Origin of the sequence: Microbacterium sp. 16-032, assembly GCF_041079455.1 — a bacterium.
Taxonomy (GTDB): Bacteria; Actinomycetota; Actinomycetes; order Actinomycetales; family Microbacteriaceae; genus Microbacterium; species Microbacterium testaceum_A.
Genome location: NZ_JBFYGQ010000001.1, coordinates 462,887 through 486,326, shown reverse-complemented (window position 1 = coordinate 486,326; position 23,440 = coordinate 462,887). Strand labels below are relative to the sequence as shown.

Genomic DNA, 23,440 nt, shown 5'->3' with positions numbered 1-23,440 from the left:
CTCTCCCGTATGGTCACCGCCGTCGACGCTGCCGACATCGCCAAACCCGTCTCTCCCAAGGGCGGAGGACTGTGGCGTTACATCCTGGTCCGTCTGCTCCTGATCATCCCGACGGTGTTCATCCTCGTCACCGTGGTGTTCGTGCTCATGCGCATCACGGGCGACCCGATCACCGCCGCCCTCGGCGGCCGTCTTCCCCCCGATCAGCTCGCGGAGCGCATCGCGCAGGCCGGTTACGACCGGCCGCTGATCGTGCAGTACTTCGAGTACATCGGCGGCATCCTCCGCGGTGACTTCGGCACGACGCTCACCGACAACCGTCCGGTGATCGAGATCCTGCTGCAGTACGGCTCCGCCACCCTCGAGCTCGCGATCTACGCGCTCTTCGTCGCGTTGCTCATCGGCATCCCCTTCGGTCTGATCGCCGCGTACAAGCGCGACCGCTGGCCCGACGCGACCCTGCGCATCGGGGCGATCCTCGGCTACGCGACGCCCATCTTCTTCGTCGGGCTGCTGCTCAAGCTCGTCTTCTCGGTGTGGCTGAGCGTCCTGCCGGTCGCCGGTCGTGCGAGCACCCGCACCGAGTTGAAGTTCGCCTCGATCGAGAACCCCACGGGCATCTACCTGCTCGATGCGATCCGCCTGGGCGACGGGGCGGCCGCGGGTGACGTCCTGATCCACGCGATCCTGCCCGGTGTGGCTCTCGGCATCCTGACGGCGGGGATCTTCCTGCGTCTGGTGCGCACGAACGTCATCGGCACCCTCGGTGCCCAGTACGTCACCTCGGCGCGCTCGCGCGGCGTGGGGGAGTACCGCCTGGTCACCAAGCACGCGTATCGTCCCGCGCTGATCCCGATCATCACCGTGATCGGCCTGCAGATCGCCCTGCTGCTGTCGGGTGCGGTGCTGACCGAGACCACGTTCGAGTGGAAGGGCCTCGGCTTCATGCTCAGCGAATACCTCAAGGCCCGTGACTTCGTGGCGGTGCAGGGCATCGTCGTGATCATCGCCGTGCTGGTCGCCTTCACCAACTTCCTGGTCGACGTCATCGCGGCGATCATCGACCCGCGAGTGAGGTACTGACATGTCGGATGCCGCGACCCCCGCCCTCTCCGACGACAGCGTGACGGTGCGCAAGGTGCCGCTTCGCGACCGCCTGCCGGTGATCTCGCACCTGCGCCGCAGCGTCGGCCTGCAGCGCACCATGCTCGTGCTCGGCCTCGTGATCACCACGGTGTTCCTGTTGACGGCTCTGTTCGCCCCTCTTCTCGCGCCCTACGGGTTCGCGCAGCAGGAGGCCGACGGTGTGAAGTTCGGCACCCAGCAGGCGCCCAGCGCGATGAACCTGCTCGGCACGACCGTCGGCGGGTACGACGTCCTCTCGCGCGTGATCTGGGGAGCGCAGACCGCGCTGCTCGTGATCCTCTGCGCGATCGCGTTCTCGATCTTCCTCGGCATCTTCCTGGGTCTCGTCGGCGGCTACTTCGGCGGCTGGCTGGACCGGATCCTCGTGGTGCTGTGCGACGCGATCTACGCGTTCCCCTCGCTGCTGCTCGCCATCGTCATGTCGATCGCGATCACCAAGGGGCAGTCGACCCTGTGGGGTGGCATCCTGGCCACCGCCATCTCGATCACCGTGGTGTTCGTGCCGCAGTACTTCCGCGTGATCCGCGCCGAGGTGGTGCGCGTGAAGGCCGAGCCCTTCGTCGAGTCGGCGCGCGTGATCGGGGTGCCCACGGCACGCATCCTGCTGCGTCACGTGCTGCGCAACTCGACGCGCTCGCTGCCGGTCGTGGTCACGCTGAACGCCTCCGAGGCGCTGCTGACCCTGGCGGGCCTCGGCTTCCTCGGCTTCGGCATCGAGGCCACCGCCGCCGCCGAGTGGGGCTACGACCTCAACCGCTCGGTGAGCGACGTGACCAGCGGAATCTGGTGGACGGCGATCCCGCCGGGAGTTGCGATCGTGCTCGCCGTGCTCGGCATCACCCTCGTCGGCGAGAGCCTCAACGACCTGAGCGACCCGCGTCTGCGCACGCGCCGCCGCGCGGGTCGCGCTCCCGCTCCCGTCACCGCGGTCGATCCGTCGACGTCTCCGGCCGAAGCCTCGGCCACCGCGTCCCCCGCCGGGTCCCCGGCATCCGCCCCCTCCGATGGGAGCCCCTCATGACCGGCACCACCGCCCCCGTCGCCCGGATCGACGACCTGCGCGTCGCCTTCGCCACCGACGGCGAGCCGGTCGCGGCGATCAACGGCATCTCGCTCGAGGCCCACGCGGGCGAGGTGCTCGCGATCGTCGGCGAGTCGGGCTCGGGCAAGACCGTCACCGCCAACACCCTGCTGGGGCTGCTGCCCGAGACGGCGACGCTGTCGGGCGCGGTCATCGTGCGGGGGCGTGACGGCGACCAGACCGACATCGTGCACGCCACCCGCGCCCAGTTGCGCGAGATGCGCGGGCGCGATGCGGCGATGGTGTTCCAGGAGCCGTCGACCGCCCTCAACCCGGTCTACACGGTCGGGTGGCAGATCGCCGAGGGCCTGCGCGCGCACGAGAAGCTGTCGAAGTCCGAGGCGAAGACCAAGGCCGTCGACATCCTGCGCCGCGTCGGCATCCCCGATCCCGAGAAGCGCGTCGACGACTACCCGCACCAGTTCTCGGGCGGGCAGAAGCAGCGCGTGGTCATCGCGATGGCCCTCGTGCTGAACGCCGGCCTGATCATCGCCGACGAGCCGACCACGGCGCTGGATGTGACGGTGCAGGCCGAGATCCTCGACCTGCTGCGCACGTGCCGCGACGAGTTCGGCGCGACGATCGTGCTCATCACGCACAACATGGGTGTCGTCGCCGACCTCGCCGACCGCGTGATCGTGATGTACCGCGGTGACATCGTCGAGCAGGCGCCCGTGCGCGAGCTGTTCGCCGCCCCGCGCGAGGAGTACACGCGCGAACTGCTCGCGGCCGTGCCGCACGTGGGTCGCGGCAAGAGCTCGCGGCAGTCGCTCGCCGATGCGGCACCCACCTCGCCGCCGGCGGGAAGCCTCGTCGTGGCCGACAAGGTCGAGATCGGGTACCCCGGTCGCTTCGGATCGCCGGGGGTCGTCGCCGTGAAGGGCGTGGACTTCTGGATCGGTCCCGGCGAAGTGCTCGGCCTGGTGGGGGAGTCCGGCTCGGGAAAGACCACGATCGGTCGCGCGATGGTCGGTCTCACCTCGGTCGTCGGGGGATCGCTCACGGTCCTCGGCACCGAGATGAACGGCGCGAAGCCCCGCACCCTCGCCAAGACGCGCCCCGACATCGGGTTCGTCTTCCAGGACCCGGCGACGAGCTTCAACCCGCTGCTCACGATCGCGGAGTGCATCGCCGAGCCGCTCGTGGTGCACCGTCGCGTCTCGGGAGCCCGCGCCGCCCGCCAGCGCGTGAACGAGCTGCTGGATGCCGTGCAGCTGCCGACCGCGTTCGGCGATCGCTACCCGCACGAGCTGTCGGGTGGTCAGCGCCAGCGCGCTTCGCTCGCTCGAGCCCTCGCCCTGGACCCGAAGCTGCTCATCGCCGATGAGCCGACCTCGGCGCTCGACGTGTCGGTGCAGGCGCGCGTGCTGCAGCTGTTCGCGCAGTTGCAGGCGGAGTTCGGGTTCGCGTGCCTGTTCATCAGCCACGACCTCGCCGTCGTCGACGAGGTGGCCGACCGCGTGGTCGTGCTGCAGCGGGGCGTGATCCGCGAGCAGGGCACGACCGTGCAGGTGCTCACCGAGCCGCGCGACGACTACACCAAGCGCCTGCTCGTGTCGCTGCCGGTGCCCGACCCGGTCGAGCAGGAGGCCCGCCGCGAACTGTGGCGGTCGACCCGCGGGGTCTGACAACCTCGGGGCCCTCGCGCGTGGTGCGTGGGGCCCCGAGTCGTATCGGCTGACATTGCGCAGGGTCAGTGATTCAGCGCGATGGGCCGGACGCCGGCGGAGCGTGCCCCGCGTCAGCGCCCTAAGACCGTCGTGAGGATCCACCACGCGGCGAAACCGGCGATCACGACGAACGACCACACGGGGATTCCCCGCTTCAGTCGCCGTCCCTCGCGGGCCACGCCCGCGGGCGGCGGGGTGAGCAGGGGAGCGCCCTGGACGGTGGCCCCCGGGATCCCGGATGCCACGGCCCCGGCCGTCGCTCGGGTCAGGCGGTCGTCGCGCCAGCGCGCCCACTGCGCGAGCTTGTCGTCGATCGCGGCGACCGTGGCGAACAGCCATTCCCAGGTCGCGGGGTCGAGGGTCGCCAGGTCGCGCTTGGCGTAGAGGAACAGCCAGTCGTCGACGATCTCGACGTCGAGGGCCGCGGCGTTGTCGACGAATCGGGCCATGACGTCGGGGGTGAAGAGGTACAGCGCGTCGCGCTCGTATCCCCCGGGGCAGTACAGCGCGAAGTGCTGGTCGAAGTCGCCCTCGAGGCTCAGGCGCTGGTCGCGTCCGAACGTGATCGGCAGGTTCGAGCCGCCGAACAGACCGTTGTTGCCCACGGCATCCAGCACGATGTGGGGCAGAGGGGTGTCGAGCCGCAACGCCACGTATCCCCAGCGGTGGGTCTGCTTGTTCTTGCCCGACCCGGTCTCGTACGTGTAGTTGGCCACCTCGAGGGTGCGCGGCTTCGTCCGCCGCATCACGTCGTGCAGCTCCTGGTTGCGGCCGAGGTCGAAGATGATGCCCGGGAGTCGGGGGTTCGAATATCCCGGATGCCACGTCATGCCGTTCGCGCTCGCGAACAGGCTCAGCCGGTAGCGGCGTGCCGCGGCGCCGCCGACCCCGCGGATGACCGCCCACGCGATGAGCCCCGCGATGACGAGCATGATCGCGAAGGGCAGGAGCCCGAAGACGCTGCCGCTGCTGCCCGTGAACGCGATCGCCATGAACGAGACGAAGGTCGGAACGACGATGAACAGGGCCGCGAGGCCCACGAACGCGAACACGATGATCGTGAACGCGCGGCTCTGCAGCATTCCCTTCTCGCGCAGCGCCTTGCTGAAGGCGCGGACCTTCGCGCGGTCGATCGGTTGGGTCAGAGCGGTGGTGTCGAGAGTCATGTTCACTGTGCCAAGAAGAAGAGGAAGCCGGCCGCGAAGACGACGAGCGGGATGACGACGAGGGACCCGGCCACGACGAGCAGGGTGATGAGCCAGGCGTTGCTGCGTTTGAGCCTCTGACCGGGAGGGGCGACTCCGACCGGCGCGGGGGTGAACGTCATCGGCAGGGGCGCGGGTGTCGGCGCCGCGGCTATCGGCGCAACGGCTCCCGGCGTCGCGGCGACCGGAACGGGTCGCGGCGCGGAAGCCCCCTCCTGCAGCCGGTCGTCGCGCCACCGCCCCCACTGCTCGAGCTTGTCGAGCAGCGCCGAGACGACCGCGAACGCCCACGCCCACCGGGCCGGGTCGAGGGTCGAGAGCTCGTCGGGCGAGTAGAGGAACATCCAGTCGTCGACGATCTCGACCTCGAGCGCCGAGGCGTTGTCGATGAAACGCGCCATGACGTCGGGGGTGAAGAGGTACAGCGCGTCGCGCTCGTAGCCCTGGGGGCACGACAGGTGGAAGTACCGGTCGAAGTCGCCCTCGAGGCTCAACCGCTGCCCGCGCTCCCACAGGCCGAGTTTCACGCCGTTGCCCACGGCATCCAGCACGATGTGGGGGAGGGGGACGTCGAGGCGGATCGCGATGTAGCCCCAGCGCGAGGTATGCGTGTTCTTGCCGTCGCTCGTCGTGTACGAGTAGTTGCCGATCTCGACGAACCGCGGCTCGCGCCCGCGCAAGATGTCGTAGCCCGTGCGATCTCCGCCGACCCCGAACAGCACCCCCGGAAGCGGGGGAGTCGGCACCGCGGGCACGTACTCCATGCCCACGTCGCGGCTGAATCCCGCGAGCCGCCAGCGGCGGTCCTCCTGGGTGCGCTGGGCCCTCTGGCCGAGGAACCACGCCAGCGCCAGCCCGCCGAGACCGAGCACGATCGGAAAGAGGAACAGGATGCCGAGGATGAACGACCCTTCGCGCAGCACCGGCGCCAGTAGCACCGCCGCGACGATGATGACGACGCCGATCCCGCCGATGAGCGCGAACGCGATGGCGAAGGTGACCACGGCCGCGCCCGTGCCCGGGAGTCGACCCCTTTTGCGCAGGTCGGCGGTGAACGCCTTCGCGGCCCGGGGGTCGGGCGGTGTCAGCAACGCTCGTGCGTCGAATGGTCGGATCCCTGCCATGCGGCCCCCCGCCGTCGTCTGGTCACGTCCACGCTACCGATCTCCGATTCCCCGAGGCGAGCGGCATCCGTTAGACTACGAAGGTTGTCCGGCGACGCCCATGCGCGTGTGAGCCCGTGACGACGTGCAACACACCCTCCTGCTGCCGGGAAATGCCCGTCAGCCGTTCTAGTCCGAAGGAGGTGGGTTAGTGACGCACCAGTACGAACTCATGGTCATCTTCGATCCCGAGATCGACGAGCGCCAGGTCGCTCCGAAGCTCGACGGATTCCTCAAGGTCATCACGGCCGATGGAGGAACCATCGACAAGATCGACATCTGGGGCCGCCGTCGTCTCGCCTACGAGATCCGCAAGAAGAACGAGGGCATCTACGCCGTCGTCAACTTCGTCGCGACCAGCGAGGCCACGAACGAGCTCGACCGTCAGCTGAAGCTGAACGAGCAGATCATGCGCACCAAGGTCCTGCGCGCCGAAGAAGCGATCGCCCAGGTCGCCGCCGAGGCCAAGCGCTCCGAGGAGAAGGCCGCCCGCAAGGCCGCCGCTCCCCGCAAGGTCGAGTCCGCCGAGAAGGCTGCGAAGTAACGACGATGGCCGGCGAAACCGTCATCACCGTCGTGGGTAACCTCACGGCCGACCCCGAGCTGCGGTACACGCAGAACGGGCTCCCGGTCGCGAACTTCACCATCGCGTCGACCCCCCGCACGTTCGACCGTCAGGCGAACGAGTGGAAGGACGGCGAGGCGCTCTTCCTGCGTGCCTCGGTGTGGCGCGAATTCGCCGAGCACGTCGCCGGTTCGCTGACGAAGGGCAGCCGTGTCATCGCGACCGGTCGCCTCAAGCAGCGTTCGTACCAGGACCGCGAGGGAAACAACCGCACCTCCATCGAACTCGAAGTCGATGAGATCGGTCCCTCGCTCCGCTACGCGACCGCCCAGGTCACCCGTGCCGCCGGTGGCGGTAACGGTGGCGGCGGCGGTGGCGGTCAGCGCGCGCAGGTGCAGCAGTCGAACGACGAGCCGTGGTCGACGCCCGGTTCGAACAACGGCGGCGGCAACAACGGCGGCGCAGACGCGTGGAGCACTCCTGGTTCCTACGGAGACGACACCCCGTTCTGAACTTCGCCCCGCTCTCGAGCGAGACGACCCCTGAAATTCCGGATGCCATGTCCCGGTCCGCGTGACCGACTCGGCGTCCGAACCACACGAAAGAAGGAAGCATGGCTGGAAAGGCCACTGGCGACCGCCGCAAGCCGCGGAAGGGCGCGAAGAACGCAGCCCCCGCGAAGGCGATCCGCGTCGGCGTCATCGACTACAAGGACGTCCCCACCCTCCGCAAGTTCATCTCGGAGCGCGGCAAGATCCGCGCCCGTCGTATCACCGGTGTCTCCGTGCAGGAGCAGCGTCTGATCGCCCGCGCCATCAAGAACGCGCGCGAGATGGCTCTTCTGCCCTACGCCGGCGCCGGCCGCTAAGGAGCACCCGATGGCAAAGCTGATTCTCACGAATGAGGTCACCGGGCTCGGTAGCGCCGGTGATGTTGTCGAGGTCAAGAACGGGTACGCCCGTAACTACCTCATCCCGCAGGGCTTCGCCGTGTCGTGGAGCCGTGGTGGCGAGAAGCAGGTCGCGTCGATCCGCGCTGCTCGCGAGACCCGCGCGATCCACGACCACGAAGAGGCCGTGTCGCTGAAGAACACGCTCGAGTCGAACACCGTCAAGCTGGCCGTCAAGGCCGGCAACGAGGGTCGCCTCTTCGGTTCGGTCAAGCCCGCCGATGTCGCCGACGCCGTCAAGGCTGCCGGTCTGGGCGAGCTCGACAAGCGCAAGATCCAGATCACCTCTTCGATCAAGTCGGTCGGCGAGCACGAGGCGACCGTTCGCCTGCGTGACGACGTCACCGCCGTGATCACCCTTCAGGTGGTCGCCGCGAAGTAATTCGCGACGCACGATTCGGCCCCGCTCCTGCTTCGGCAGGGCGGGGCCTTTTCGCGTTCGCCCTCATCGGTTCGGGGCGGATTTTCGCGGTTGGGGCGTGAATTGTCCGCCCCGACGTGCGGGATGCGCCCCGAACCCGCCCGCCGCGGGGATCGTCGGGGGGAGGGATGCCGTGACCCTAGGCTGAGTGCCGTGACCGACCATCGCGCACCCGAGCGCATCGTCCGCCGCTTCGCGCGCGCGTCGAACCTCATGATCGCCGGACGCCCCTTCGCGGCGACCGGGGCCGGCGCCGACGCGCTGGCGGAGCTGTTGGTGGGGCTGGGCGGCATCCCGAGTCCCTCTCCGAGTGCGGGACGCGTCGAGTTCGACCTGGATGCCGACCGGGTGCTGCTCGACGGAAGGCCCCTGCCCGAGCGGGGCGACGCGGCGGGGCGGATCGCTTTCGCGCGAGAACACATGCCCGTTGCCGCGGCCCTCGCTCAGCGTCTCGATCTGACCGGTCTGCGGGTGGGCGTGGCGATGGTGCTCGAGCCCAAGACGGCCGTGCTGTCGCTGCTGCTGCGAGAGCGCGGCGCCGAGGTGTCGGTGTACGCGCATCCGGACGAGACCGACGTCGCGGTCGCCGATGACCTGCGCGAGCGAGGCTTCGCGGTGACGGCGGATCCGTCGCTCGCGGGTGCCGAGGAGCGCGCGGCGGCCCTGGGGTTCCTCCGCGCGGGGCTCGACGTGCTGCTCGACGACGGGGCGCACCTGATCCGCCTGGCGCACGAGGCCGATCCCGCGCTCGTTGACGGCTGGATCGGAGCCTGCGAAGAGACGACGAGCGGGCTGACCCCGCTCCGCCGGATGCAGGATGCCGGTCTGCTGCGCTGCGCCGTGATGGCGGTGAACGACGCGCGCACCAAGACCATGTTCGACAACCGCTACGGCACGGGGCAGTCGTGCGTCTTCGCGATCGCGGATCTGCTCGAGGAGCGGGGGATCGCGCTGACCGATCAGCCGGCCCTCGTCATCGGCTACGGGCCGGTCGGGCAGGGGGTGGCAGCGCACCTCCGCGCTCTCGGCGCCGTGGTGCGCGTCGCCGAGACCGACCCCGTGCGGGCGCTCGAGGCGCGGCACGACGGGTTCCGCACGGGCCGGGCGCTCGAACTGGCCGAGGGAGCCCTGGTGGTGTCGGCGACCGGCGTGCCCGCGACCGTGACGCCCGAAATCGCCGCCGTGGCCCGCGTGGTCGCGGTCGCCGGGGGCGTGCCGGGCGAGGTCGTCGAGGCGGGGTCCGCTCTGCTGCTGGGCGGCGGGGGGGCGGTGAACATCACGGCGGCCGAGGGCAACCCCATCGAGATCATGGACCTGTCGTTCTCGGTGCAGCTCGCGGCCCTCGGGGAGCTGATCGAGCGGCGGCCCGCGCCGGGCGTCCACGCCCTGGGATCCGAGGTCGACGACCTCGTCGCCCGCACGGCACTCGCGGTGCGGGGAGCGGCGGTCGACATCCGACGTGACCTCGACCCCGAAGGCCTCGACGACTGGCGGTCGCCGCGCTTCGCGGGCGGTGACGCATGAGCGTCGTGGTGTATTCGGCATCCCTCGTCGTGCCCGTGACGGCACCGCCCATCCCGGGTGGGGCGATCGCCGTGGCCGGGGGCCGCATCCGGCACGTCGGGGATCGCGACTGGGTGCGTCACGAACTGCGGGCGCGCGGGGTCGCCTTCGACGAGGTGCACTGGCCGGGCGTCCTCACCCCCGGACTCGTCAACGCCCACTCGCACCTGCAGTACACCGGCATGGCCGAGGTCGGCCGGGGCTCGTACGCGGGCTTCGACGACTGGGACGAGGCGTTCACCCCCGTCTATCGCGCCGGTCACGACTGGGCGGCGGATGCCAGGACCGGAGCGCTCGCGATGATCGCCGCGGGGACCACGGCGGTGGCCGACATCGTCACCGACGTCGAGGCGGCGTCGGCGTTGCACGACGCGCGGCTGCACGGCATCACCTACTGGGAGGTGATGAGCTGGACGAACGCGGCGTGGGCCGAGCGCGGCCGCGCCGAGGTGGAGGCGCGCCTCGACGCGCTGCCCGCTCCTCCCGGTACGGGGCTCTCTCCGCACGCGCCGTACTCGCTCGACGTGGAGCCGTTGCTCGAGATCCCCGACATCGTGCGCGAGCGCGGCAGCCGCCTGCACCTGCACCTGGGCGAGGCCGCCTTCGAACGCGAGCACGGCGAGGCCGTGCCCTGGCAGCTGCACCGGCCGACGAGCTTCCGCGCGCTCCGCGACGAGGGCTTCGGCACCGGGGCGACCGAGTTCGTCGACGAGCTCGGCGTGCTCGGCCCCGATTGCCACATCGCCCACGGGGTCTACATGACGGCGCGCGATCGGGCGATCCTGCGCGCGCGGGGGACGACCGTGGCTCTCTGCCCGCGCTCGAACGCGGTCATCGGTCTCGACGAGCCGCCGGTCGCCGCGTACCTGCTCGAGGGCAACGCGCTCGCCGTGGGCACCGACTCGTTGGCATCCAGTCCCTCGCTCGATCTGCTCGCCGACGTGTCGGCGCTTCACCGTCTGGCGCGGGCGCAGGGGTACGCGAACCGCGACCTCTCGGAGCTGCTGCTGCGCGCGGCGACCCTGGGCGGAGCGCACGCGATGGGGCTCGACACCGGACCCGCCCGCACGGGGTATCTCGCGGTGGGGGCCGTGGCCGATCTCGCGTTCTTCGACGTGCCGGTGTCGGAGGTCGATGACACCATCGAGCACCTCGTCGTCGACGGCGAGGGGCGTGCCGCCGCGACGTTCATCGACGGCGAAGTGCGCTCGGCATCCGCCGCCTTCACCCGAGAGACCGGAGTATCCGCCGATGACCGCTGAGCGTCCCGCCACCGCCGTCCTGCTCGATCTCGAACCGCACGCCGAGGGCGGCTGGTTCCGCCGCATGTGGACCGGCAGCGTCGAGGTCGAGACCCCCGCGGGCACGCGGCCCGCGGCCACGTGCATCCACTACCTCCTGACCCCGGGCGAAGAGAGCGCGTGGCACGTCGTGACCAGCGACGAGGTGTGGCTCTGGCACGGCCCGGGAGCCCTCGAGCTCTCGCTCGGGGGCGACGGAGAGCAGCCCGGGGCCGCGCGCACCGTGACCCTCGGGCCCGACCTCGCCGCGGGGCACGTGCTGCAGCACACCGTGCCCGCGGGGGTCTGGCAGGCGGCCCGACCGGCAGGCGACGCCGAGGTCGTGGTCAGTTGCGTGGTCTCTCCCGGCTTCAGCTTCGCCGACTGGCGCCTCGCCGAGTAGCCGCGTCCCGTGTCCCCAGGTTTCACCGGCGACATCCCCTGAAACATGCGCTCGGTACGCTGTGCACATCACAGCACTCCGGGGATGACCCCGATACGTCCACGAGGAGAAATCGTGACCGCTTCCGCACGCCTGCGCCGCGCCGCCGCCCTGACCGCCGTGGCCGCCGCCACGCTCGTCACGCTGACGGCCTGCGCCTTCGCCCCCACCGGGTCCGACGCCGGTTCCGCCCCCGCCACCGAGGGCGCCCTGCAGACCGTCGCCGCCGGCAAGCTCACCATCGCCACCGGCGAGCCCGCGTTCTCGCCGTGGGTCGAGAACGACGACCCCGCCTCGTGCCAGGGCTTCGAGGCGGCCGTCTCGTGCGCCGTCGCCGAGAAGCTCGGCTTCACGAAGGACGACATCGTCTGGGTGCGCTCCAACTTCGACAGCGCGATCGCCCCGGGCCCGAAGGACTGGGACATGAACGTCCAGCAGTTCTCGATCACCGACCAGCGCAAGCAGGCCGTCGACTTCTCGTCGCCGTACTACACGACCACCCAGGCGATCGTCACGACGGGCACCTCGCCCGCCGCGTCGGCCACGACCGTCGCAGAGCTCAAGAACATCCCCGTGGGTGTCATGAGCGCCACGACCAGCTACCAGGTGGCCGCCGACCAGCTCGGCACCGGCAACCTCAGCGTCTTCAACTCCAACGACGACGCCGTCGCCGCCCTCCAGTCGGGCCAGGTCGACGCGATCGTCGTCGACCTGCCGACCGCGTTCTACCTCGCCGGGGCCGTGCTCGACAACGGCAAGGTCGTGGGCCAGCTGCCCGACTCCTCCGCCGGTGGCGACGAGCTCGCCTACGTCCTGCCCAAGGGCTCGGCCCTGACCACCCCCGTCAGCGACGCGGTCGACGCCCTGAAGGCCGACGGCACCCTCGACCAGCTGCAGCAGGAGTGGCTCGGTGGCACGGCCGCCGCGCCCGTGCTGAAGTAACTCCGTGGCATCCACGTCTTCCGACACCGCGTGGCGCCCGAGCGAGCTCGAGCTCGGTCGGCGCGCCACGCGGCGTCAGCAGTCGACGAAGTCGGTGCTGATCGCGCTGGTCAGCTCGGTCGTCTTCGTCGTGGTCGTCGGCTGGGCGATCCTCTCGAGCCCCGGCTGGGAAGACGTGCGCCGCAGCTTCTTCGACCTCGACATCGCGGTCAAGAGCTTCCCCGCGATCCTCGTGGGGCTGTGGGTCAACATCCAGGTGCTCATCGTCGCCGCGCTGGCCGTGGCGGTGCTCGGCACGACCCTCGCGGTCATGCGCTCGCTGCGGGGGCCGGTGTTCTTTCCCCTGCGCGCCCTGGCCACGATCTACACCGACCTGTTCCGCGGCATCCCTCTGCTGATCGTGCTGTACCTGGTGGGCTTCGGCCTGCCGGCGCTCGGGATCTTCGGGCGCGTGCCGGTCGTGCTGTGGGGGACCATCGCGATCGTGCTGACCTACTCGGCGTACATCGCCGAGGTGCTGCGCGCGGGCATGGAGGCCGTGCACCCCTCGCAGCGCGTCGCCGCCCGGTCGATGGGGCTGACGCACGGGCAGACGCTGCGGATCGTCGTGATCCCCCAGGGCGTGCGCAAGGTCGTGCCGGCGCTCATGAACGACTTCGTGTCGATGCAGAAAGACGTCGGGCTCATCTCGGTGCTCGGAGCGGTGGATGCCGTGCGCGCGGCGCAGATCGCCGCGGCCGAGTACTACAACTTCACGCCGTACATCGTGGCGGCGCTGCTGTTCGTCGCGATGGCGCTGCCGATGATCCGCCTGACCGACTACGTCTCGGCGCGGTTGGCGAAGCGCGAGCAGATGGGCGGGATCGTATGAGCGTGCTCGACGTCCGCGCGGTGCGGAAGGCGTTCGGCGATCACGTCGTGCTCGACGGCATCGACCTCGACATCGCGAAGCACGAGGTCGTCGTGCTGATCGGTGCCTCGGGCTCGGGCAAGTCGACCCTGCTGCGCACCATCAACCTCATCGAGCGCGTCGACGACGGCCAGATCCTGCTGAACGGCGACGATCTGACCGACCCGACCATCGATCAGGATTCCGCCCGGTCGCGCATCGGCGTGGTGTTCCAGCACTTCAACCTCTTTCCGCACCTGCGCGTGATCGACAACGTCACGCTGGCCGCGCGCAAAGTGCACGGGATGCCGAAGGCCGAGGCCTACGCCCGCGGCACCGAACTGCTCGAGCAGCTGGGTCTCGGTGCGAAGGCACGCGAGTTCCCCGACCGGCTGTCGGGCGGTCAGCAGCAGCGCGTCGCGATCGTGCGCGCCGTGATGACCGACCCCGAGCTGCTGCTGCTCGATGAGATCACCTCGGCCCTCGACCCCCAGCTGGTGGGCGAGGTGCTCGACCTGGTGCGGGTGCTGCGCGACCGCGGGTCGACCATGCTCATGGCCACGCACGAGATGTCGTTCGCGCGCGAGGTGGCCGACCGCATCGTGTTCATGAAGGGCGGCAAGATCGTCGAGCAGGGCACGCCCGCGCAGATCTTCGACGCCCCACAGAAGCCCGAGACGATCGCGTTCCTCGAGCGCGAGAGGCGCGGCGGGGCGCTGTAACGCGTCGGGGTCGCGGCGCGCGGGTGCGGTGGCTCGGCGTTCGGGGCGGGTTTCGTCCTTCGGGGCGCGAATTCCATGCCCCAAAGTGCAAAGTTCGCCCCAAACGCCGGCGCAGGCCGGTGCGGTGGCCCTGCGCGCGGTGACGGAGCGCAAGTGCCGGGGTCGCCGCGCGGGGCGCGGTGGCTCGGCGTTTGGGGCGCGTCTTGCGCTTCGGGGCGAGATTCGCGCGCCCCGAACGGCGAGATCCGCCCCGAACCCCCGCGTAAGGCGCCGCTCGCACTGAATCGGGTCGGCTACCGTCCGTGAGTCACGTCCGGGCACGCCGCGACACCGGATGCCGGCCCGAGGGCGTGGCATCCGGTGTCGCGTTCTGTGGGCGAACGCTCCGGGTCAGGCGACCGAGCGGCGGCGACGCAGCAGCAGACCGGCTCCGAGGAGCAGGGTCAGCAGACCGGCGATGCCGAGGCCGGCGGCCATCGAGCCGTCGGTGCCCGTCACGGCGAGGGCGCCGCGGGTGGTGCCCATGCCGGTGGCGGCCACGGAGCCGACCGACGCGACCTTAGCGGTCACGGCGGGGGCGCCGTTGGTGCCGTTCGTTCCGTTCGTGCCGTTCGTTCCCGGGGTACCGGGGGTGCCGGGCGTGCCGGGCGTGCCGGGCGTTCCGGGGGTTCCGGGCGTTCCGGGGGTGCCGGGCGTTCCGGGGGTGCCGGGGGTACCCGGGGTACCGGGCGTTCCGGTGGTCGAGCCGGTGGTGGTGCTGTCACCGATCACCGAGACCGCGTTGCCCCCGATGGTGACGGGGATGTTGATCGGCAGACCGATGATGTTGCCGCCGCCGACGCTGCCCGTGCCGTCGGTGCTGGAACCGCCGGTCGAGCCGGTGGTGCCGCCGGTGGTGGTGGCGTTCTCGGAGGTGCTGTCACCGACACCCGAGACGGCGTTACCGCCGATGGTGACGGGGATGCCGACCGGGAGGCCGATGACGTTGCCGCCGCCGATGGCGTCGGTTCCGTCGGTTGAGGTGTTACCGGTGCCGGTCGAGCCGGTGGTGCCGCCGGTGGTGGTGGCGCCGTCGGTGACGCTGTCGCCGATGCCCGAGACGGCGTTGCCGCCGACCGTGATGGGCACGCCCACCGGGAGGCCGATGACGTTGCCGCCGAGGATGCCGTCGGTGCCGTCGGTCACGGTGCCGCCGGTCGAGCCGGTGCCGCCCGTGGTGCCGCCGGTGGTGTCGGCGTCGTTCGAGACGCTGTCACCGATCACCGAGACGGCGTTGCCGCCGATGGTGACGGGCAGGCCGACCGGAGCGTCCACGACGTTGCCGCCGAGAATGCCGTCGGTGCCGTCGGTGACGGTGCTGCCGCCGGTCGAGCCGGAGGTGCTGCCGCCGGTGGTTCCGGCGTTGTCGGTGCTGCTGTCGCCGATCACCGAGACCGCGTTGCCACCGATGGTGACCGGAGCCTCGACCGAGATGACGCCCTGGTTGCCGCCGGCGACGCTGTCGCTGCCGTCGGTGCTGCTATCAGCCGCCGGGGCCGCGGCCTCGGGTGCGGGCGCCGAGGTGTCGGCATCCGTGCTCTGGCTGTCTCCGATGACCGAGACGGCGTTGCCGCCGACCGTCACAGGGACGTTGACCGACACGAGGCCCTGGTTTCCCGAGCCCACGCCGTCGCTGCCGTCGGTGATGGTGACGGGTGCGGGGGCGGGGGCTGCGGGGGCCGAGGTGTCGGCGCCCTCGCTGGTGCTGTCTCCGAGCAGCGAGACGGCGTTGCCGCCGACGGTGACGGGGAGGTTCACCGAGACACCGACCTGGTCGCCCGAGAGCAGACCGTCGACGCCTGAGGTGTCTGCGGCATTGGCGATGCCGGCTCCGAGGACGGCGAGGCCGCCTCCGACGAGCGTGCCCAGAAGGACACGCGAGTAGATCTTGCGCATGAGAGTTTCTCCTGTAGATGAATGAGGGTGCGCGAAAGCGCGGGGTCGTCTGCCGTGCGATGCACGGTGCGACCGTCCTCAGTCAGGAGAGACGTCGGTGCCGAAGACCGGGGTGCCGGGCAGGTCGTCGTCGACGACGTTCCGGCGGTCGAGAAGAAGCGAAGCGGTGAAGAGCGTGGCGCTGTCGGCGGTGGCAGCGCCGACGCCGCCCGAGCCGGAGTTTCCGGATGCCGACGAGCTCGTGCCCGTGCTGGCGCCGAAGGTCGCGAGGGGTTCGTCGGATCCCCGCGGCCCGGAGGGGGCGCTCTGCGCACCGGCGACGGCGGCAGAGACCTCTCCCGTCGAGGGGGCGCTGAAGACCGTCGCCGCCCCGCTCGAGGGGGCCGTGCGGGACGACGACGGAACGAGGGAGGGATCCGTCGAGAGGATGCCGGTGACGACCGCCGTGGCATCGCTCGCGGCCGCTGCCGAGAGGATCTCGGCAGGCACGATGTCGATGATCGGGGTGGTGATGTCGCCACCGGGAACCGTCGGAACGCCCGGAATCGTGGGGATGACGGGGGAGATCGGGGGGAGGGTGCCGACGATGACGGGCAGGGCCGCGTCGACGGCGTCGGTGACGCCCGAAATGAGGTCTCCGAGGCCGATCGAGCTGACCATGTCGCCCACGACGGGGACCGTCTGGACGGTGTCGACCACGGGGGCGACGACCTCGCCCACGACACCCGAGCCGGCGACGTCGGTGACGACGTCTCCCACCGTGTCGACGGTGCTGCCGACGGTGGAATCGGCGGTGTCGACGACCTCGGACACCGTGTTCGAAACGGTCTCGGTGGTGGTCGTCACGACCTCGGCCACGGGGGCGGGTGCCACGTCGGTGACGACCTGCGTCACGGGAGCGACCGTCTCGGTGACGTGCTCGACCGTGGGCGAGACGACCGTTCCGACGACCTCGTCGACCGTGTCGGTGACCTGGTTCACGGTGGAGCCGATGGTGCCGAGCAGCCCGCCCGAGCCGTCGTCCGCAGAGGCGGGAGAGGCCGAGAGAGCGACGGAGAGAGCAGCTGCTCCGAGGGCGGTGGACACGCCGACGAGGAGCATCCGCAGCATGTGCGGTGCCCCCCGACCGGACGCGTTCTCCATGATTCGCCCCCCAAAGGTGAATCTCCGAAACCTGTGGGCGGCGACGTTACGCCCGGATTCACCCGGGCGGAAGAGGTCGGGTGAAATCTAAGTAGTTGGAGGGTGACGAGCGGGTGAAAGGCGACACGCCGGAGGGTGAAGAAAAATTTGACACGGAGGGCTCCGGGTCGGTAGGCGGACGACGAGTTATCCCCCGAGTTGTACACATGTGAATGCTCCTAGCAGGAACCTTCAACGTCCACTTCACACGGGATTTCCCCAGGAAAACTGTGGACAAATAAAGCCCAGATCAAAAGCCTATACACGCCCGATATTTGCATCCATCCACGGAGTTCTCCACAGCACTTGTGCACAGCCCTGGCGGCGTTTCCCGCAGTCTCTCCACAGAGTTATCCACAGGGTCATTTGCGTGTGGAGGAAGCGGTATCTAGCGTGGGTGCAGCCCCTCGGGCAGCTGGATCGCGTTGCCGCGCGCGTCGATGTCGGACGTCGGTGATTTCATGCTGCCGAGGCCGCCCCGAGCCCCGTTTCCGCGTCGTTCTACACGCGCGCGAGGCCCGGCCAGGGGTGCCCGAGAACCGAAGGAGAGCCCGTGTCGATCGCCGATATCGCCGAAGAACGTCTCGGAAAGGCGCCGCGCCCCGAGCGCACGCCCCCGCACGACATGCTCGCCGAGCAGAGCGCTCTAGGCGGCATGCTGCTGTCGAAGGACGCCGTGGCCGATGTCATCGAGTCGCTCCGCGGACCCGACTTCTACGTGCCGAAGCATGAGCTGATCTTCGAGGCCATCCTCACCCTCTACTCGCACGGCGAGCCGACCGACGTCGTCGCCGTCACCGACGAGCTGATCAAGACGGGCGAGCTGCAGCGCGCCGGGGGAGCGGACTACCTCCACACGCTCACCTCGATCGTGCCGACCGCCGCCAACGCCGGCTACTACGCCTCGATCGTGGCCGAGCGCGCGATGCTGCGTCGCCTGGTCGAGGCCGGCACGCGCATCGTGCAGATGGGCTACGCGGGCGAGGGCGACCCGGTCGAGCTCGTCAACAGCGCCCAGGCCGAGATCTACAACGTCTCGGGCGATGACAGCGCCGAGGACTACATCCCCCTGACGACGGCGGTGGATGCCGCGGTCGAAGAGATCGAGGCCGCTCGCGGCCGCGACGGGTCGATGACGGGCATTCCCACCGGCTTCGCCGGTCTCGACCAGCTCACCAACGGCCTCCACCCGGGCCAGATGATCGTGCTTGCCGCGCGCCCCGCCATGGGTAAGTCGACGCTCGCGCTCGACTTCGCCCGCGCCGCCGCGATCCGCGCCAACGCCCCCTGCATCTTCTTCTCGCTCGAGATGGGTCGCAGCGAGATCGCCATGCGCCTGCTGAGCGCCGAGGGCCAGATCCCCCTGCAGAGCATGCGCAAGGGAACGCTCGACTCGCGCGACTGGACCACGGTGGCCTCCACGCGCGGTCGCATCAACGACGCGCCCCTCTACATCGACGACAGCCCCAACATGACGCTCGTCGAGATCCGCGCGAAGTGTCGTCGCCTCAAGCAGCGTGAGGGTCTGAAGATGGTCGTCATCGACTACCTGCAGCTGCTCACCAGCGGTAAGCGCGTCGAGTCTCGCCAGCAAGAGGTCAGTGAGTTCTCGCGAGCGCTGAAGCTGATGGCGAAGGAGCTGCAGGTTCCGGTCATCGCCCTGTCGCAGCTGAACCGTGGCGCCGAGCAGCGCGCGGACAAGAAGCCGGCCCTGAGCGACCTGCGTGAGTCGGGCTCGATCGAGCAGGACGCCGACATGGTGGTGCTGCTGCACCGCGAGGCCGCGTACGAGAAGGACTCACCGCGCGCCGGCGAGGCCGACCTGATCGTGGCGAAGCACCGTAACGGCCCGACCGACACGATCACGGTCGCGTTCCAGGGGCACTACTCGCGGTTCACCGACATGGCGCCGGGGATGTAACTCCTGTAGGTTCCACGTGCACTTGGCGGTTTCCACGGCTATTTGACGTACGAATGGCGGATCCGCCAACTGCCGTGGAAGTCGATGCAGTATCAGGGAAGGGCCGCAGTAGCGTGCCAAGAATCGCGCGGGAGCCCGCCCCCGCGTCAGCGGGGGCTTGCGTGGAGCTCGGAGTCTGCAACGACCGCATCGCAGCGCGGAGAGAACTGCCGAAGGCCGCGCGGCAAGAGTGACGCCCCGCAGGGGCGCCGATTATGCCGGCGTCGACGGCTTCCGCTCGGGGAAGGGCGCAGGCCTGTCCGGGGGTGTTTGAGGGGCGCACGCCCCTCGTTGTGGGCGGGCGAGGTGTCCAGGTCAGCGTTCGAGCGGAAGCTGCTGCCGATGGTGGAGTAGTTGAACTGCTTCGTTGGTGGTGTTCCACGCGAGGGTGATCGCTTCGGAGGTCCATCTGAACGACGGCGTGAGCTGAGCGCGGAAGGTTCCGCCTGGGGGCTTCCGGGGAGTGGAGTCAGCTACAGCTGGTTGCTGTCGCAACCATTGTCTCGGCAGCGTTCTGCCCGAAGCGCGTTTTTCTGGACGTGGTGTTGCTGACCCGCGACGCCCGACAGCGAATTAACCTCTGCGCTTAAAGTCCGGCGCCGTCCCGAGGCGTTACCCCACCTTTCGCGCGTACTCGCGTCGCTCTTGAAGGACTGGGATCCGGCGAGCGTGCAGGGGTTCATCGCTGCCCCCAAGCAAGACCTGACATCTCGCGCGGCCACGGAAGCCGCCGCCGCGCGGCACGCACTCGAGGAATCGGTCGCGGCTGAAGCGATCGCCATCGGGGAAAAGCGCTGGGCCAGTGACTACGCCACCGTTGAACGAGCCGAAGCGGCCGCGACGTCGGCGTCCGTGTTCCGGCGCAGTGCCGCCCAGCGCGAAATAGAAGCCGCCCGAGCACACTTCCAGGCGCGTCATAACGCTGCGCCGACGCCCACACCTACAGCGGCCCGGAAGTCCGGGTGGGCGCGTGCCGCAACCACCCCGGGGGCTCATAGCGGCCTGGATGCCGCGCGCACGAGGGAGCAGGCTGCTATCGCGCACCACGCGCGCCTGACAATGAATCCCGCGCCCGGCGAGAGACCAATCGCCCCGCGCCCGGGCACCCCGGACCAGGAGGCCCGGAAGGACGCAATCTACGCGGCACAGCGCGCCGGTCAGACGGCGCGGCAAGAAGCCGCAGCTGAGCGGCCCGAACAAAGCAGCCGCTGAAAGCGCCGGACCGGTCGACCACGCCGGAACGATAGAGGCCAGCCGCACCTATTTGTAGACCTCTAAGTTTCAGCTCACCCCTGCACGTGAACACTGCTGAGCCGAAACCGATCTCTTGCGGTTCGAGCCTCGTGTATCGAAGGTGATTGCCCTCGCCCCCACGCCTGGCTGGTTCCAAGCGCCCGGCGATCTCGATCAACTCGACGTTCCGGTCACCGCCATGACGGGAGCAGCCGACACGGTGACACCGGCGGCAACCGCGGAAATCCTCCGTGCGGCTCCCGCCACCATCAGCGTACGAACGTCTGAGGGCGTAGGTCACCTTGATGTCCTCAGCGCGTCCTCCCACCGGGATCCCCGCTCTCGGCCCTGACCACGAAATGTTCATCGCCACGTTGGCTCGCCACTTCGTCGACACGAGGCCCGTTCACTCCGGGTTAGAGCTGGGATCGGTCAGCCGGAGGAGTACCGCGGCACCACGACAATTCTTCCCGGGGAGATGCGCGCGCGAAAATTCCCGAGAGGTGCGTGGGTGCGCGGAAGATGGGCGCCGCCTATGTCGCGCCTGAGTTCATTGCGTTACGCGTTTGCACTCTTATACGCATCAACGATGTTGGCGGGGACACGACCGCGATCGCTCACCGTGTGCCCGTTTTTGCGCGCCCATTCGCGGACCGCACGCAGATCTACGTCGCTCCCGCGCTGCGCTGCACGGCGGTTCCGCCCTGCACCGCCAGCCCCCACCGATCGAGCGGCGTCCACGAAAGGTGCCAACGCTGCGAAAAACTTGTCCGCATTCTCCCGGGACAGATCGATCTCGTATACCCGACCATCAACAGAGAAATTCAGCTGTTTCCCGTTGCCATCCTCAAGAATTGTGCCATCGATGTCATCGATAAACTGCGATAAACGCTTAATTGCCATAAAGCCATCCTCTCACTGCACGTCGTTAGACACGAACCTTCATGGCACAAAGAGGTTGAATCGGCGGAGCCGCCCGAGTGGTGGAAGGCCCTGCTCGTACGGCTCCAGCCACTGTCATTTTTCGCTGGTGCCAGCAGTGCGAGTCTCCTGCGCAATTTCCGCGTCCCGACGCGTCTGTGTCTCAGAGGAAGGGTTGTACCCCTGCCAATGTTCGCTGGTCGCCGCGTCCCATCGATCTTGGCGTTGATGGCTTTTCCGGGTGAGGGGGATTGAAGTTCCCCCGTCGTCGGCCCAGTGTTCGGCGGCGATGTTGTCGTCATCTTCTGTGTGTGTATCGCCCATAACCGGACTCTACGCGCGGGTCGGACCGCCCGATAGGTGGGTTCTGCACCGTCCCCTGGCGCGCGATCTCGGTGCCTCAATGGCACACGGGATACGAGGTCGATCTCAACGGTCTCGCGCGGATGCGGGGGGTTCTGGTGACGGGGGCGGAAAGGCGTCTGCGGGGGTGAAAGCGACGGCGCCGGCCAGGCGGGCGACGGCGTTGGCGCGCGTCACCTCGTGTTCAGCGATCTCGGATGAGCGAATCGCTGCGGCCAGGTCTCGTGCCCGGACGGCGGCGGAGATGTCAGCGAGTCGAGAGGCTAATACGTGTGCGAGACCGTCTCGCAGTTCCTCCAGGTGCGTATTGGCGATCTCAAGCCGACGATCAGCCACCGTCAAAATGACGGTGGGGTAGCCCGTCCGCGCGAGATACCTCGCCGTCTCGGTGCTGAGGATCTCGTTCAGCTCATCTCTTAGGGGCCGTCGAGTGAAGGCAACCTCGACCGTGTACCTATCCGGGGCCATGTCAGTCATCAACGTCACCGGGAGAGAGCTCACGAGAACGGACACCAGCCCCAAAGGGCTAAAGCTGTCGGTGCTACTTCCCCCCGTGTGCGCTGCGGCGCTCATCGGGCCATTCCTCGCGACGGAAAGACCTTGTTGACCAGCAACACGTGGACGCGCTGGCGCGTATTCAAGATGGGGTGGGGAGCCGATTGTGTCGGTGACATAGGTGTGCCCTTTATCTCGTGTCGGAGCAGATCACAACCGCGCTGACACGCTGACCGTGGAGGCGGAGAGTTCGCTTATACGTAAGAGGGCTGCGAAACCGGTTCCGTCACAAACACATGCGAGCGTGGCCCATGCCAGCGTCAAACTCATCCGCACCCCCCTTCTTGAACCTGCATCTCGCGCTGGTAGCGACTGACGAAGATCTGTTCGGACGCGCCGTCGATGGCGACGGGGCCGCATTCCGGGCCCTCATGGATAGGCACAGTCCCGCGATGAGCCGTGCGGCAACCCGAATCGTTGGCAGCCCTCTCGCTGCAGACGACGCCGTCCAGGAGACCCGTGTCATCGCGTGGAAACGTCTCGCGCAGGTTCAAGAGCCCGAGCACGTGCGGGGGTGGTTGATCCGCATCGCCACCCGGCAAGCCCTCACCCATCTGCGCCTCCGTCGCGTGGAACAGCCGCTTCCTCGAGGGCTCCCCGATTCTGAGCGCAACGCACCGGAAGTTGTCGCGGCCCGCAACGCTCAGCTCGAGGACCTCGTTCACGCCGTCAACGCTCTGACAACGATCCAACGGCAGTGCTGGGTGCTGCGCGAGATAGAACAGATGCGGTACTCGGACATCGCCAGAGCCACTTCACTCACACCCGGCCAGGTCCGCGGGAACATCGCTCGTGCTCGCCTCCACGTCAGAGTGCGCATGCAGGGATGGCAGTAGCCCGCGGTGAAAGGCAACCCGGTTTCGGCCGCCGGCGGCAAACACGACCCGGGACGACACGGAAATCGGTCTAGCCAACGGTGCGTCCAGAGATGGTGCGTTTTCGGGAATTTTGAATAATTTGAGCCAATTTCTGTCACATCAAATTGCTGTGCAAAATTTTCCCCACTAGTTATTTTTGAGAATGAGCGTACAGTCGCGAATATGTGGATAACTCTTCTCGTCTTGCTCGTCATTTGGGTGGTGCTGGCGATCGTGGGATTCACGTTCCAGGGTCTGCTCTGGCTCGCCATTATCGGCATCGTGCTGTTCGTTGCCACCCTCATCTTCGGCATCATCCGCAGCCGCAACGGCCGCCGATCCGCCTGAGACCAAGACCACCGGCCAACCCGACCCTGAGGCACAACCAGAAAGGGG

At 68.8% G+C, this 23,440-nt stretch carries 21 protein-coding genes; 16 read left to right on the top strand and 5 right to left on the bottom strand.

Annotated elements, in window-relative coordinates; all coding sequences use genetic code 11:
- The first annotated feature begins 9 nt into the window (after positions 1-9).
- From AB6V31_RS02225 to AB6V31_RS02215, 3 genes are read left to right on the top strand one after another with little or no spacing between them, the layout of a single operon-like run.
- The gene (locus AB6V31_RS02225; protein WP_074694531.1) at positions 10-1,083 is read left to right on the top strand and encodes an ABC transporter permease; all 1,074 of its coding nucleotides are present in this window, start codon (positions 10-12) and stop codon (positions 1,081-1,083) included.
- Between the two features lies 1 nt (position 1,084).
- Positions 1,085-2,167, top strand: a complete 1,083-nt coding sequence (locus AB6V31_RS02220; RefSeq protein ID WP_369363765.1) for an ABC transporter permease — start codon at positions 1,085-1,087, stop codon at positions 2,165-2,167.
- Positions 2,164-3,855, top strand: coding sequence for an ABC transporter ATP-binding protein (locus AB6V31_RS02215; protein WP_268102829.1), 1,692 nt, complete (start codon positions 2,164-2,166; stop codon positions 3,853-3,855). The genes AB6V31_RS02220 and AB6V31_RS02215 overlap by 4 nt, the downstream gene beginning before the upstream one ends.
- Positions 3,856-3,968: 113 nt before the next feature.
- On the opposite strand, the gene AB6V31_RS02210 is transcribed toward AB6V31_RS02215, so the two are convergent.
- Both AB6V31_RS02210 and AB6V31_RS02205 read right to left on the bottom strand, forming a co-directional pair.
- The gene (locus AB6V31_RS02210) at positions 3,969-5,063 is read right to left on the bottom strand and encodes a hypothetical protein (protein WP_369363763.1); all 1,095 of its coding nucleotides are present in this window, start codon (positions 5,061-5,063) and stop codon (positions 3,969-3,971) included.
- A gap of 2 nt (positions 5,064-5,065) precedes the next feature.
- Positions 5,066-6,193 (bottom strand): hypothetical protein, encoded by a 1,128-nt coding sequence (locus AB6V31_RS02205; protein ID WP_369363761.1) that lies wholly within the window; start codon positions 6,191-6,193, stop codon positions 5,066-5,068.
- Positions 6,194-6,416: 223 nt separating this feature from the next.
- Here AB6V31_RS02205 and rpsF point away from each other — a divergent pair, with 223 nt between their 5' ends.
- The 10 genes from rpsF to AB6V31_RS02155 all read left to right on the top strand — a co-directional run bounded on the left by rpsF (position 6,417) and on the right by AB6V31_RS02155 (position 14,038).
- The gene (gene rpsF / locus AB6V31_RS02200; RefSeq protein WP_056224969.1) at positions 6,417-6,809 is read left to right on the top strand and encodes a 30S ribosomal protein S6; all 393 of its coding nucleotides are present in this window, start codon (positions 6,417-6,419) and stop codon (positions 6,807-6,809) included.
- A 5-nt stretch (positions 6,810-6,814) separates the two neighbouring features.
- A complete protein-coding gene (locus tag AB6V31_RS02195; protein WP_056224967.1) occupies positions 6,815-7,342 on the top strand; it encodes a single-stranded DNA-binding protein in 528 nt (175 codons plus the stop codon).
- A 101-nt stretch (positions 7,343-7,443) separates the two neighbouring features.
- Positions 7,444-7,698 carry a 30S ribosomal protein S18 gene (gene rpsR / locus AB6V31_RS02190; RefSeq protein WP_055832386.1) on the top strand — a complete coding sequence of 85 codons (255 nt, stop codon included), beginning with the start codon at positions 7,444-7,446 and terminating at the stop codon, positions 7,696-7,698.
- A gap of 10 nt (positions 7,699-7,708) precedes the next feature.
- Complete coding sequence (gene rplI, locus AB6V31_RS02185) at positions 7,709-8,161, top strand: 50S ribosomal protein L9 (protein WP_056224965.1); 453 nt, start codon at positions 7,709-7,711, stop codon at positions 8,159-8,161.
- Between the two features lie 192 nt (positions 8,162-8,353).
- On the top strand, positions 8,354-9,724 hold the full coding sequence (locus AB6V31_RS02180; RefSeq protein WP_369363759.1) for an adenosylhomocysteinase: 1,371 nt from the start codon (positions 8,354-8,356) through the stop codon (positions 9,722-9,724).
- Entirely contained in the window at positions 9,721-11,025 is a 1,305-nt protein-coding gene (locus AB6V31_RS02175; RefSeq protein ID WP_369363758.1) for an amidohydrolase family protein, read from the top strand. Before AB6V31_RS02180 ends, AB6V31_RS02175 begins: the two co-directional genes overlap by 4 nt.
- On the top strand, positions 11,015-11,446 hold the full coding sequence (locus AB6V31_RS02170; protein ID WP_267788756.1) for a cupin domain-containing protein: 432 nt from the start codon (positions 11,015-11,017) through the stop codon (positions 11,444-11,446). Before AB6V31_RS02175 ends, AB6V31_RS02170 begins: the two co-directional genes overlap by 11 nt.
- Before the next feature lie 114 nt (positions 11,447-11,560).
- The gene (locus AB6V31_RS02165; protein ID WP_260856249.1) at positions 11,561-12,427 is read left to right on the top strand and encodes an ABC transporter substrate-binding protein; all 867 of its coding nucleotides are present in this window, start codon (positions 11,561-11,563) and stop codon (positions 12,425-12,427) included.
- Between the two features lie 4 nt (positions 12,428-12,431).
- Entirely contained in the window at positions 12,432-13,298 is an 867-nt protein-coding gene (locus AB6V31_RS02160) for an amino acid ABC transporter permease (RefSeq protein ID WP_369363755.1), read from the top strand.
- Positions 13,295-14,038 carry an amino acid ABC transporter ATP-binding protein gene (locus AB6V31_RS02155; RefSeq protein ID WP_279365677.1) on the top strand — a complete coding sequence of 248 codons (744 nt, stop codon included), beginning with the start codon at positions 13,295-13,297 and terminating at the stop codon, positions 14,036-14,038. The genes AB6V31_RS02160 and AB6V31_RS02155 overlap by 4 nt, the downstream gene beginning before the upstream one ends.
- Positions 14,039-14,428: 390 nt before the next feature.
- On the opposite strand, the gene AB6V31_RS02150 is transcribed toward AB6V31_RS02155, so the two are convergent.
- A complete protein-coding gene (locus AB6V31_RS02150) occupies positions 14,429-15,973 on the bottom strand; it encodes a chaplin family protein (protein WP_369363753.1) in 1,545 nt (514 codons plus the stop codon).
- Positions 15,974-16,051: 78 nt separating this feature from the next.
- Entirely contained in the window at positions 16,052-17,083 is a 1,032-nt protein-coding gene (locus AB6V31_RS02145; RefSeq protein WP_369363751.1) for a hypothetical protein, read from the bottom strand.
- A gap of 625 nt (positions 17,084-17,708) precedes the next feature.
- Between AB6V31_RS02145 and dnaB the strand changes: the two genes are divergently transcribed.
- Complete coding sequence (gene dnaB, locus AB6V31_RS02140) at positions 17,709-19,076, top strand: replicative DNA helicase (protein ID WP_056224944.1); 1,368 nt, start codon at positions 17,709-17,711, stop codon at positions 19,074-19,076.
- 1,830 nt (positions 19,077-20,906) lie between these two features.
- Here the strand turns inward: dnaB and AB6V31_RS02135 are convergent.
- Positions 20,907-21,251, bottom strand: coding sequence for an Lsr2 family protein (locus AB6V31_RS02135; RefSeq protein WP_369363749.1), 345 nt, complete (start codon positions 21,249-21,251; stop codon positions 20,907-20,909).
- A gap of 1,172 nt (positions 21,252-22,423) precedes the next feature.
- Here AB6V31_RS02135 and AB6V31_RS02130 point away from each other — a divergent pair.
- Entirely contained in the window at positions 22,424-23,023 is a 600-nt protein-coding gene (locus AB6V31_RS02130; protein ID WP_369363747.1) for an RNA polymerase sigma factor, read from the top strand.
- Positions 23,024-23,227: 204 nt separating this feature from the next.
- On the top strand, positions 23,228-23,392 hold the full coding sequence (locus tag AB6V31_RS02125; protein WP_268102818.1) for a hypothetical protein: 165 nt from the start codon (positions 23,228-23,230) through the stop codon (positions 23,390-23,392).
- Positions 23,393-23,440 lie beyond the last annotated feature (48 nt).